Source organism: Escherichia sp. MOD1-EC6819, from assembly GCF_002965765.1.
GTDB classification, from domain to species: domain Bacteria; phylum Pseudomonadota; class Gammaproteobacteria; order Enterobacterales; family Enterobacteriaceae; genus Escherichia; species Escherichia ruysiae.
Genome location: NZ_PTRG01000001.1, coordinates 16,769 through 28,008, shown reverse-complemented (window position 1 = coordinate 28,008; position 11,240 = coordinate 16,769). Strand labels below are relative to the sequence as shown.

Below are 11,240 nucleotides of genomic sequence, written 5' to 3'. Positions count from 1 at the left end.
CACCCCGGTCACATAGTTATCTATGCTCCCGGGGACTCACTCGCTTGTCGCCTTCCTGCAACTCGAATTATTTTGGGGATACATACGTTATTACTGGGTACTGGTGGTCGTGGTTGTGGTGGTTCCGGTATTAGAACCATCACCGCCACCGGTTGCCGCGAGTGCGACACCCACCGCCGAGCTTACGGTGCTGACGCTGGTCGCGGAGGAACTGCCCGCCGAAACCGACGTTGCTGCCGACCCTGCCGCTTCGCCCACCTGTACAGGTGCAGCCCACGCAGAAGTCGCCGCAAGCGCAGATATGGCTAAAATGCCATACAGAACTTTTCTCATAACAATTTCCCTTCATTGAATGAATGGAGATTTACCCAAAAACATTTCGGGCGGGATCGAGTATACACAACTAAAGCATGTGAATTACGGCGCGAGGAATTAGTGGTGGGGTTTTAGGATAATTGGAATAAATATCAATTATATATTTTTTATTATATATAAATAATTATGTTAATCATGAGGTTAAAATAAACACAAAAGCGATTGACCTGCGTATTTTCCGAAATAATTACAGACTAAAAATCTATTTTAGGATTAACCTCACGATATGATTTTCGTTAAATCACAGACAAGAGGATTTATCTGATAGAACAATGCCGACTTATAGTCGGCATTGTTATTAAGGTTATTTAATCAATCGTGCTATGTATTAATTGCCGAATACGATGTGCATATCGGCATCGACCTGTAGGCCTGATAAGACGCGACCGCGTCGCATCAGGCACCGGTTGCCGGATGCGGCATAAACGCCTTATCCGGCCTACGTAGCGGCATCAGACATGCACGATGATTAACCGCGCCACGCCTTATAGCGGTTAATCAGACCATTGGTCGAGCTATCGTGGCTGCTGATTTCTTTGTCATCTTTCAGTTCCGGCAGAATACGGTTCGCCAGCTGTTTACCCAGCTCCACGCCCCACTGGTCGAAGGTGAAGATGTTCAGGATCACGCCCTGAGTAAAGATTTTGTGCTCATACAGCGCAATCAACGCCCCCAGGCTGAACGGGGTGATTTCGCGCAGCAGGATGGAGTTGGTCGGACGGTTACCTTCGAACACTTTAAACGGCACTACATAGTCGAGCGTCGCCGGATCTTTACCCTGATCGCGATATTCCTGCTCTACCACTTCGCGGGATTTACCAAAGGCCAGAGCTTCGGTCTGAGCGAAGAAGTTAGACAGCAGTTTCTGGTGGTGATCAGAGAGCGGGTTATGGGTGATAGCCGGCGCGATGAAATCGCACGGCACCATTTTGGTTCCCTGGTGGATCAGCTGGTAAAACGCATGTTGCCCGTTTGTACCCGGCTCACCCCAGATAATCGGGCCAGTCTGGTAATCCACTACGTTACCGTTACGGTCAACGTATTTGCCGTTGGATTCCATATTGCCCTGCTGGAAGTACGCCGCGAAACGGTGCATATACTGGTCATACGGCAGAATCGCTTCAGTTTCCGCGCCAAAGAAATTGTTGTACCAGATGCCGATTAGCGCCAGCAATACAGGCAGGTTTTTCTCGGCTGGCGTGGTGGAGAAATGCTTGTCCATCGCGTGTGCGCCGGAAAGCAGTTCAACGAAGTTATCAAAGCCGATGGAGAGAACAATTGACAGACCAATCGCTGACCACAAAGAGTAACGGCCGCCGACCCAGTCCCAGAACTCGAACATGTTGGCGGTATCAATACCAAACTCGCCAACGGCTTTCGCATTGGTGGAGAGCGCCGCAAAGTGTTTCGCAACGTGCTTCTCATCACCGGCCGCTTTCAGGAACCAGTCACGCGCGCTATGGGCGTTGGTCATGGTTTCCTGAGTGGTGAAGGTTTTAGACGCTACCAGGAACAGCGTGGTTTCAGGGTTCACTTTTTTCAGCACTTCTGCGATGTGAGTTCCGTCAACGTTAGAAACGAAGTGCATATTCAGGTGATTTTTGTACGGACGCAGTGCTTCGGTCACCATGTACGGGCCGAGGTCAGAACCGCCGATACCGATGTTCACCACGTCGGTGATTGCTTTGCCGGTATAACCCTTCCACTCACCGGAAATAATCGCTTGCGAGAAGGTTTTCATCTTCTCCAGCACCGCGTTGACTTCCGGCATTACGTCTTTGCCATCAACCAGAATCGGCGTATTACTACGATTACGCAGCGCCACGTGCAGCACGGCACGGTTTTCGGTGCGGTTAATCTTCTCGCCAGAGAACATCGACTTAATCGCGCCAGCCAGATCGCACTCTTTCGCCAGATCCTGCAATTTCGCCAGAGTTTCTTCGGTGATGCGGTTTTTGGAGTAATCCACCAGCATCTGATCGTCGAAGGTTGCGGAGAACTTAGAAAAACGATCGCCATCTTTAGCAAAAAGATCGGCGATCGTAACGTCTTTCATTTCATCGAAGTGTTTCTGTAGTGCCTGCCAGGCAGCGGTCTGCGTTGGATTGATGTTTTTCATTAGCAATACTCTTCTGATATTGAGAATTGTGACTGTGGAAGATTGTAGCGCCAGTCACAGAAAAATGTGATGGTTTTAGTGCCGTTAGCTCAGCTAACTACTGAAGAGGATAAAAAGTATAGACGTTATAAGCACAATTTCTGACCACGCCCGCTGCATGAATAATCCGCATAATCCCGGCGTTGACACACTCCCCTACACCTTTTATTTATAAATACGGTCTGCGCCTGCACCGGTTTCTATTTTGCCTTTGTGCCAAGGTCGCTTCTTTCATTCCCTGACACGAGGTTGTTATGCCCGATATTGTTGTCTCCAAATTTGGTGGTACTAGCGTGGCTGATTTCGACGCCATGAACCGCAGCGCCGACATTGTGCTTTCTGATGAGAATGTTCGTTTAGTTGTGCTTTCTGCTTCTGCGGGGATTACTAACCTACTTGTTGCACTGGCTGAAGGTCTGGAACCGGTTGAGCGTTTCGAAAAACTCGATGCTATTCGCAATATTCAGTTCGCCATTCTGGAGCGCCTGCGTTACCCGAACGTCATCCGTGAAGAGATTGAACGTTTGTTGGAGAACATTACCGTTCTGGCCGAAGCGGCGGCGCTGGCAACATCTCCGGCTCTGACGGATGAACTGGTTAGCCACGGCGAACTGATGTCTACTCTACTATTTGTTGAAATCCTGCGCGAACGCGATGTCCAGGCGCAGTGGTTTGATGTGCGTAAAGTGATGCGCACCAACGACCGGTTTGGTCGCGCGGAGCCAGATGTTGTTGCACTGGCGGAACTGTCTGCGTTGCATCTGACTCCACGGCTCAGTGAAGGTTTAGTCATCACCCAGGGCTTTATTGGTAGCGAAAGTAAAGGGCGTACTACAACACTTGGACGTGGCGGCAGCGATTATACGGCAGCCTTGTTGGCGGAAGCCTTACACGCATCTCGCGTTGATATCTGGACTGACGTCCCTGGCATCTACACGACCGATCCGCGCGTGGTGCCAGCAGCAAAACGCATTGATAAAATCGCTTTTGAAGAGGCCGCTGAAATGGCGACCTTTGGCGCGAAAGTGCTGCATCCAGCGACGTTGCTGCCCGCAGTGCGCAGCGATATTCCGGTGTTTGTCGGTTCCAGCAAAGACCCACGTGCTGGCGGTACGTTGGTGTGTAATAAAACCGAAAATCCACCGCTGTTCCGTGCACTGGCTCTGCGCCGTAAACAAACGCTATTAACCCTGCACAGCCTGAATATGCTGCATTCCCGTGGCTTCCTCGCGGAAGTTTTCGGTATCCTCGCGCGGCATAATATTTCGGTGGATTTAATTACTACGTCCGAAGTGAGCGTGGCATTAACTCTTGATACGACTGGTTCAACTTCCACTGGCGATACATTGTTGACGCAATCACTGCTGATGGAGCTTTCGGCGCTGTGCCGCGTGGAAGTGGAAGAAGGCCTGGCACTGGTGGCGCTGATTGGTAATGACCTGTCAAAAGCCTGCGGCGTCGGCAAAGAAGTATTTGGCGTGCTGGAACCGTTCAACATCCGCATGATTTGCTACGGCGCTTCCAGCAATAACCTGTGCTTCCTGGTGCCGGGTGCTGATGCGGAACAGGTGGTGCAGACATTGCATAGTAATTTGTTTGAGTAAAAACAGTGCGGCCCGGATGAAGTGCCCCGGGTCGTATTTATTTCCCCATTACCGTTTGATATAACAACCCATCCAGTTCCCTGACATCTCCGTCCCTGCTATCCTGTAACATCGGAGGAATTTCCCCGCGCGCCAGTTCCGCACGAATAAACTCATGCAACAAAGGACGCCGCGAATCATACACCGCTTCTCCCGCCCGCTGTTTACGTTCCAGCAATTCGTCTATTTCTGCGCGTAACGCCGCATCAAGTTCGCTTCCCGCCAGTAGCTCGGCAAAACGCATTGGCGGTACACCTTTACCCGCTTCAACCCAGCGTACAGCCAGCAATGGACGCAGCACGTAAAAGTATTTTTTCAGCCGAACTTCGTCGCCCTGCAAATAACTGCGAAAGTTTTTCCGCGCCATCGAATAATAATGCCAGCGCGCACGTAGCGGAGAAAACCACTTCGGCACCATCGCCTTTAGCGCCGTTATCGTTTCTTCGTCTTGCTGATAGACCACCGGTGAATCCAGCCATTCAATCAGCGTCGGGTTCGCGCCTTTCAATAATCCCAGCGCCTTACGCCACTCCCAACCTGAAACATCCAGCTCATCGTCGATGGGCAGTTCGATAACATCGCGCGGTGACTCCACCCGCAGATACCATTCCAGCGGATGGGCATACAAAAAACGCACATCATAGTCACTGTCGGGTGAGGCAAATCCCCAACCGCGACTCCCCGATTCGCAGGCGTACAGCACTTTCACGCCATAGCGCCGTTCAATTTCTTTTAACTGCTGCGATACCCGTTCGCGCATCGCAGCACTGACTCCATTTAATGGCATGTGACTCATCCTTTGATATTAACTACCCCGTACCAGACCACTGAAAACAGAGATATTATCAATGCGATAGCGTTAATGCGAGAAACAGGCCAGAAGTAAAATCACAACTTTAATGCATTGAATAAAAAAGAATTAATCAAATTTGATAAGTTAGCGGTCATTTATTTTCGTTAAATTTTTATCTGTATTTATCGCCAATTATCTAAGCAGATAAAAATAAAGAGAAGGCAAATGAATCTTATCAGTTCTGCTTGCAAATAAATTCCCGTACACTGAACTATCCGATTAACAGAGGGCACCATCATGGCACTCCCCCGTATTACACAAAAAGAGATGACCGAGCGTGAACAGCGCGAATTAAAGACGCTACTGGATCGGGCGCGTATTGCGCATGGTCGTGTGTTGACCAATGCCGAAACCAACAGCATTAAAAAAGAGTACATTGATAAGCTGATGGTTGAGCGTGAGGCTGAGGCGAAAAAAGCCCGCCAGTTGAAGAAAAAGCAGGCTTACAAACCGGACCCTGAAGCGTCATTCAGTTGGTCGGCAAATACATCGACGCGCGGCAGACGCTGATTAACGCCCTTTTTTCTTCCGCCCCGGCGAGGTGAAACGCTTGCCGTTTGATGCCGGGCGACTCCCTTTTTCCGCCGTTTTTTCCATCTTCACCACCGGGCGCTTGATACCCGCCGTTTTCGGTTTGGCCTTCGCTTTGGGTTTTGCCTCGGAAGAGGAATTTTCGATGAGCTTAAAAAGATCGATGAGTTCATCGTCAGTTAAATCGCGCCACTCGCCCAGTGGAATGCCGCTTAAGCTGACGTTCATGATGCGTGTGCGTTCCAACTTCTTCACTTCGTAGCCAAAGTGCTCACACATGCGACGAATCTGACGGTTCAGCCCCTGCACCAGGGTTATGCGAAAGACAAATGGCGCTTCTTTTTTGACTTTGCATTTTTTGGTCACCGTCCCGAGGATCGGTACGCCTGCGCCCATGCCACGAATAAATTCATCGGTAATCGGTTTATCCACCGTCACCAGATACTCTTTCTCATGGTCATTACCCGCACGGAGGATCTTATTCACCAGATCGCCGTGATTGGTGAGAAAAATCAGTCCCTGAGAGTCTTTATCCAGGCGACCAATCGGGAAGACGCGTTTACTGTGATTAACGAAATCGACAATGTTATCTCGCTCGCCATCTTCGGTGGTGCTGACAATGCCAACAGGTTTATTCAGGGCGATAAGCACTAAATCTTCGGCTTCCCGTGGCTCAATCAGTTGACCGTTTACTTTTACAACGTCGCCGGGTTTTACCTGATCGCCAATGGTGGCACGCTTGCCATTAAGGAACACATTGCCTTGCTCGATATAGCGATCCGCTTCGCGGCGTGAGCAAATTCCGCTTTCGCTGATGTATTTATTTAAACGGACTGATGAGTCGGGCAGCATAAATTCTCCTGTAAAACGCGGAATATACCGTACCTCTTAACGGGGAAAAACAGGGTTATGCAGCAACGTCGAAATTAAATGTGATCTGCCGCGCCTTTTATCACAAAAGTGTCACCAGAAGCCCGATGCAAATTTGCCTGGCGAAAACCAGGATAATCAATATATTACGAATATTTGCACACCTGTGCTGACGACTACTACGCAGAGAAACAAATGTGCAAGATAAAGCGCCATTCCAGCCCAAACAAAGAGTGAAAAATCACTTTTAAAGGCCACCATGATGGAGTTATATCAGATCAAGTGGTTAAAAAGCGTATTTGCACAAATGTGCAAAATCAGGAGGCGGCGATGGAAAACAGTGACGATATCCGTTTGATTGTGAAGATTGCCCAACTCTATTACGAACAGGATATGACGCAGGCGCAAATTGCGCGCGAACTAGGTATTTACCGCACCACCATCAGCCGCTTGCTTAAACGAGGCCGCGATCAGGGAATTGTCACCATCGCCATCAACTATGACTACAACGAAAATCTCTGGCTGGAGCAGCAACTGAAGCAAAAGTTTGGCCTGAAAGACGTTGTGGTGGTGTCGGGAAATGATGAGGATGAAGAGACTCAACTGGCGATGATGGGGTTACACGGCGCGCAACTGCTGGATCGCTTGCTGGAGCCTGGCGATATTGTCGGTTTTTCCTGGGGTCGCGCGGTGAGCGCACTGGTTGAAAACTTACCGCAGGCGGGGCAATCGCGGCAGTTAATCTGCGTACCAATTATTGGCGGACCGTCCGGTAAACTCGAAAGCCGCTATCATGTAAACACATTAACCTACAGCGCGGCGGCGAAGCTGAAAGGGGAATCGCATCTCGCGGATTTTCCGGCTCTGCTGGATAACCCATTAATTCGTAATGGGATCATGCAGTCTCAGCACTTTAAAACCATCTCTGCCTACTGGGATAATCTGGATGTCGCCCTGGTGGGAATTGGCTCACCGGCCATTCGCGACGGCGCTAACTGGCATGCGTTTTATGGTGGTGAAGAGAGTGACGACCTGAATGCCCGCCAGGTTGCTGGCGATATTTGCTCGCGCTTTTTTGATATTCACGGCGCAATGGTTGAAACGAATATGAGCGAAAAAACACTCTCTATCGAAATGAATAAATTAAAGCAGGCACGATATTCCATTGGCATTGCCATGAGTGAAGAAAAATACAGCGGAATTATTGGTGCACTGCGCGGAAAATATATTAATTGTTTGGTTACGAATAGCGACACAGCTGAACTGTTACTGAAATAAAAATCTGCCCGACTTTTACCGTAATGAAAAATTACGGCGGGCCTCTGTTACCTAAAATCAGGAGTCTGTTATGCAAACGTGGTTAAATTTGCAGGATAAAACCATTATTGTCACCGGCGGCGCATCCGGCATTGGTCTGGCAATTGTGGAAGAATTATTAGCACAAGGCGCGAATGTGCAGATGGCCGATATTCACGGTGGTGACGGTCAATATGAAGGCCATAAAGGTTATCAATTCTGGCCGACCGATATTTCCAGCGCCAAAGAAGTGAATCATACGGTGGCGGAAATTATCCAACGCTTTGGCCGCATCGACGGTCTGGTCAATAACGCCGGGGTCAATTTCCCGCGTCTACTGGTCGATGAGAAAGCGCCTGCCGGGCAGTATGAACTCAACGAAGCTGCATTCGAAAAAATGGTCAATATCAACCAGAAAGGCGTTTTTCTGATGTCGCAGGCGGTGGCGCGACAGATGGTCAAACAACATGATGGCGTGATTGTGAATGTTTCCTCAGAAAGTGGACTGGAAGGCTCAGAAGGCCAAAGCTGTTACGCCGCTACCAAAGCCGCGCTTAATAGCTTCACGCGATCCTGGTCGAAAGAATTGGGTAAACACGGTATCCGTGTAGTCGGTATCGCGCCGGGGATTCTGGAAAAAACCGGGCTACGCACGCCGGAATATGAAGAGGCGCTGGCGTGGACGCGCAATATCACCGTCGAGCAGCTGCGTGAAGGCTATACCAAAAACGCCATTCCTATTGGGCGCGCCGGAAGATTAGCAGAAGTCGCTGATTTTGTTTGTTATCTGCTGTCTGAACGCGCCAGCTACATCACCGGAGTAACCACTAACATTGCGGGCGGAAAAACACGCGGATAAGGAGGCTTTATGGTCAACGCCATTTTTTGTGCCCACGGCAAATTAGCTTGCGCCATGCTGGAATCGGTTCAGATGGTTTACGGCAACGCCAATGTTGAAGCCGTTGAATTTGTGCCCGGCGAGAACGCCGGAGACATCGTAGCAAAGCTGGAAAAGTTAGTAAGCATTCACAATCAAGATGAGTGGCTGATTGCCGTGGATTTACAGTGCGGCAGCCCGTGGAATGCGGCAGTGATGCTCGCTATGCGCAACCCCAGACTCCGCGTGATTAGCGGCCTGTCTCTCCCGCTGGCTCTGGAACTGGTGGATAACCAGAGCAGTATGAACGCCGATGAACTTTGCGATCACTTGCTGACAATTGCCCAACAAACCTGCGTCGTCTGGAAACAACTTGAAACGACCGAGGAGGATTTTTGATGAACATTACGCTGGCTCGCATAGATGACCGTCTGATCCACGGTCAGGTCACCACCGTCTGGTCAAAAGTGGCCAACGCGCAACGGATTATTATCTGTAATGACGACGTATATAACGATGAAGTCCGCCGGACATTATTACGTCAGGCCGCACCACCGGGAATGAAGGTTAACGTGGTGAATATTGAAAAAGCCGTCGCTGTGTATCACAACCCACAATATAAAGATGAAACTGTTTTTTATCTCTTTACCCGACCACAGGATGCTTTAGCGATGGTTAGGCTGGGGGTGAAAATCGATACCCTGAATATTGGCGGAATGGCCTGGCGGCCGGGTAAAAAACAATTAACCAAAGCGGTTTCACTGGATGAAGACGATATACAGGCATTTTATGCGCTGGATAAACAGGGCGTGAAACTGGATTTACGCGTCGTGGCCTCCGACCCATCCGTTAATATTCTCGACAAAATAAAAGAACAGTTAGTCGCAAATTAAATAATAGCGCCTGTGTACATATGCTTTAACAGGCAGGGATGACGACACTTAAAAGGTGACAAATAATGGAAATAAGTACCCTACAAATCATTGCAATATTTCTTTTTTCCTGTATTGCCGGAATGGGCAGCGTGCTGGATGAATTTCAGACTCACCGCCCGTTAATTGCCTGTACGGTGATTGGTTTAATTCTCGGTGATTTAAAAACCGGAATTATGCTCGGTGGCACGCTGGAATTGATAGCTCTCGGCTGGATGAACGTCGGCGCGGCGCAATCTCCGGACTCTGCACTCGCCAGCATAATCTCCGCCATTCTGGTTATCGTTGGTCAGCAAAGCATCGCCACCGGAATCGCCATCGCGTTGCCTGTGGCTGCGGCAGGCCAGGTGCTGACGGTGTTTGCCCGTACCATCACCGTAGTGTTCCAGCACGCGGCGGATAAAGCAGCGGAAGAGGCGCGGTTTCGCACTCTCGATATTCTGCATGTCTCCGCGCTTGGCGTGCAGGCGCTGCGCGTTGCTATTCCGGCACTGATTGTCTCGCTGTTCGTCAGCGCCGATATGGTCAGCAATATGTTAAACGCCATTCCCGAATTTGTGACCCGAGGACTACAGATTGCTGGCGGTTTTATCGTGGTGGTCGGTTACGCCATGGTGCTACGTATGATGGGCGTGAAATATTTGATGCCTTTCTTTTTCCTCGGTTTCCTCGCAGGTGGCTACCTCGATCTCAGTCTGCTGGCGTTCGGTGGCGTCGGCGTGATCATGGCCCTGGTCTACATCCAGCTAAATCCACAGTGGCGTAAAGCTGAACCTCAACTCCAGGCCACCGCCTCCACCGCCCTTGACCAACTTGACGATTAACGGAGCCATCATGGAACAGAGAAAAATTACACGCAGCGATCTGGTGAGCATGTTTCTGCGCTCCAACCTGCAACAGGCGTCCTTTAACTTTGAACGTATTCACGGGCTGGGTTTTTGCTACGACATGATCCCCGCCATCAAGCGACTTTACCCATTAAAAGAGGATCAGGTTGCGGCGCTCAGGCGACACCTGGTGTTCTTCAATACCACGCCTGCAGCCTGTGGCCCGGTGATTGGTGTGACGGCGGCAATGGAAGAAGCACGAGCCAACGGTGCAGAAATTGATGACGGTGCAATAAACGGCATCAAAGTCGGCCTGATGGGGCCGCTGGCGGGCGTTGGCGACCCGCTGGTCTGGGGAACACTGCGCCCGATTACCGCCGCGCTCGGCGCATCGCTGGCGTTGTCCGGCAACATTCTCGGCCCGCTGCTGTTCTTCTTTATTTTCAACGCGGTGCGTCTGGCGATGAAGTGGTATGGGCTACAACTCGGCTTTCGCAAAGGCGTGAATATTGTCAGCGATATGGGCGGGAATGTGCTGCAAAAACTGACCGAGGGCGCGTCGATTCTTGGCCTGTTTGTCATGGGAGTGCTGGTCACCAAATGGACATCAATCAACGTGCCGCTGGTCGTCTCGCAAACACCTGCCGCAGACGGTTCCACCGTCACCATGACCGTGCAGAACATTCTTGACCAGCTCTGCCCTGGCCTGCTGGCGCTCGGCCTGACACTGCTGATGGTGCGTCTGCTCAACAAAAAAATTAACCCCGTATGGCTGATCTTCGCCCTGTTTGGCTTAGGGATTATCGGCAATGCGCTGGGCTTCCTGTCCTGATTCTTCGCCCCGGCGCGACTGCCGAGGCCATCGCTCAACATGAGGT

12 protein-coding genes are annotated in these 11,240 nt (G+C 50.4%); 8 read left to right on the top strand and 4 right to left on the bottom strand.

The window, feature by feature from the left end; translation table 11 throughout:
* Positions 1-90: 90 nt before the first annotated feature.
* The gene (yjbE, locus tag A7Z06_RS00125; RefSeq protein WP_001233407.1) at positions 91-333 is read right to left on the bottom strand and encodes an exopolysaccharide production protein YjbE; all 243 of its coding nucleotides are present in this window, start codon (positions 331-333) and stop codon (positions 91-93) included.
* Positions 334-844: 511 nt separating this feature from the next.
* Positions 845-2,494, bottom strand: coding sequence for a glucose-6-phosphate isomerase (gene pgi / locus A7Z06_RS00120; RefSeq protein WP_000789996.1), 1,650 nt, complete (start codon positions 2,492-2,494; stop codon positions 845-847).
* A 293-nt stretch (positions 2,495-2,787) separates the two neighbouring features.
* Between pgi and lysC the strand changes: the two genes are divergently transcribed.
* A complete protein-coding gene (gene lysC, locus A7Z06_RS00115) occupies positions 2,788-4,137 on the top strand; it encodes a lysine-sensitive aspartokinase 3 (RefSeq protein ID WP_001112913.1) in 1,350 nt (449 codons plus the stop codon).
* Positions 4,138-4,174: 37 nt separating this feature from the next.
* Here lysC and A7Z06_RS00110 read toward each other — a convergent pair whose 3' ends face one another.
* The gene (locus A7Z06_RS00110) at positions 4,175-4,963 is read right to left on the bottom strand and encodes a nucleotidyltransferase domain-containing protein (RefSeq protein ID WP_001130535.1); all 789 of its coding nucleotides are present in this window, start codon (positions 4,961-4,963) and stop codon (positions 4,175-4,177) included.
* A 303-nt stretch (positions 4,964-5,266) separates the two neighbouring features.
* Here A7Z06_RS00110 and A7Z06_RS00105 point away from each other — a divergent pair, with 303 nt between their 5' ends.
* Entirely contained in the window at positions 5,267-5,539 is a 273-nt protein-coding gene (locus tag A7Z06_RS00105) for a DUF3811 domain-containing protein (protein ID WP_001207630.1), read from the top strand.
* On the opposite strand, the gene rluF is transcribed toward A7Z06_RS00105, so the two are convergent.
* Positions 5,540-6,412, bottom strand: coding sequence for a 23S rRNA pseudouridine(2604) synthase RluF (rluF, locus tag A7Z06_RS00100; RefSeq protein ID WP_000936363.1), 873 nt, complete (start codon positions 6,410-6,412; stop codon positions 5,540-5,542).
* A gap of 348 nt (positions 6,413-6,760) precedes the next feature.
* Here rluF and A7Z06_RS00095 point away from each other — a divergent pair, with 348 nt between their 5' ends.
* The 6 genes from A7Z06_RS00095 to A7Z06_RS00070 all read left to right on the top strand — a co-directional run bounded on the left by A7Z06_RS00095 (position 6,761) and on the right by A7Z06_RS00070 (position 11,194).
* On the top strand, positions 6,761-7,708 hold the full coding sequence (locus A7Z06_RS00095) for a sugar-binding transcriptional regulator (protein ID WP_105279297.1): 948 nt from the start codon (positions 6,761-6,763) through the stop codon (positions 7,706-7,708).
* 70 nt (positions 7,709-7,778) lie between these two features.
* Positions 7,779-8,585: an SDR family oxidoreductase gene (locus tag A7Z06_RS00090; RefSeq protein WP_001195443.1), complete on the top strand. Its 807-nt coding sequence runs from the start codon at positions 7,779-7,781 to the stop codon at positions 8,583-8,585.
* 9 nt (positions 8,586-8,594) lie between these two features.
* On the top strand, positions 8,595-9,002 hold the full coding sequence (locus A7Z06_RS00085; protein WP_000245648.1) for a mannose/fructose/sorbose PTS transporter subunit IIA: 408 nt from the start codon (positions 8,595-8,597) through the stop codon (positions 9,000-9,002).
* Positions 9,002-9,496, top strand: a complete 495-nt coding sequence (locus A7Z06_RS00080; RefSeq protein ID WP_001027842.1) for a PTS system mannose/fructose/N-acetylgalactosamine-transporter subunit IIB — start codon at positions 9,002-9,004, stop codon at positions 9,494-9,496. Before A7Z06_RS00085 ends, A7Z06_RS00080 begins: the two co-directional genes overlap by 1 nt.
* A 65-nt stretch (positions 9,497-9,561) precedes the next feature.
* The gene (locus A7Z06_RS00075; protein ID WP_000406331.1) at positions 9,562-10,359 is read left to right on the top strand and encodes a PTS mannose/fructose/sorbose transporter subunit IIC; all 798 of its coding nucleotides are present in this window, start codon (positions 9,562-9,564) and stop codon (positions 10,357-10,359) included.
* Positions 10,360-10,369: 10 nt separating this feature from the next.
* Positions 10,370-11,194 carry a PTS system mannose/fructose/sorbose family transporter subunit IID gene (locus A7Z06_RS00070; protein ID WP_000437892.1) on the top strand — a complete coding sequence of 275 codons (825 nt, stop codon included), beginning with the start codon at positions 10,370-10,372 and terminating at the stop codon, positions 11,192-11,194.
* Positions 11,195-11,240: the final 46 nt, after the last annotated feature.

Coding starts and splice junctions, on each gene's coding strand:
- lysC (WP_001112913.1), top strand. CDS start 2,788: ATGCCCGATATTGTTGTCTCCAAATTTGGTGGTACTAGCGTGGCTGAT.
- A7Z06_RS00110 (WP_001130535.1), bottom strand. CDS start 4,963: ATGCCATTAAATGGAGTCAGTGCTGCGATGCGCGAACGGGTATCGCAG.
- A7Z06_RS00085 (WP_000245648.1), top strand. CDS start 8,595: ATGGTCAACGCCATTTTTTGTGCCCACGGCAAATTAGCTTGCGCCATG.
- pgi (WP_000789996.1), bottom strand. CDS start 2,494: ATGAAAAACATCAATCCAACGCAGACCGCTGCCTGGCAGGCACTACAG.
- rluF (WP_000936363.1), bottom strand. CDS start 6,412: ATGCTGCCCGACTCATCAGTCCGTTTAAATAAATACATCAGCGAAAGC.
- A7Z06_RS00070 (WP_000437892.1), top strand. CDS start 10,370: ATGGAACAGAGAAAAATTACACGCAGCGATCTGGTGAGCATGTTTCTG.
- A7Z06_RS00105 (WP_001207630.1), top strand. CDS start 5,267: ATGGCACTCCCCCGTATTACACAAAAAGAGATGACCGAGCGTGAACAG.
- A7Z06_RS00080 (WP_001027842.1), top strand. CDS start 9,002: ATGAACATTACGCTGGCTCGCATAGATGACCGTCTGATCCACGGTCAG.
- A7Z06_RS00095 (WP_105279297.1), top strand. CDS start 6,761: ATGGAAAACAGTGACGATATCCGTTTGATTGTGAAGATTGCCCAACTC.
- A7Z06_RS00090 (WP_001195443.1), top strand. CDS start 7,779: ATGCAAACGTGGTTAAATTTGCAGGATAAAACCATTATTGTCACCGGC.
- A7Z06_RS00075 (WP_000406331.1), top strand. CDS start 9,562: ATGGAAATAAGTACCCTACAAATCATTGCAATATTTCTTTTTTCCTGT.
- yjbE (WP_001233407.1), bottom strand. CDS start 333: ATGAGAAAAGTTCTGTATGGCATTTTAGCCATATCTGCGCTTGCGGCG.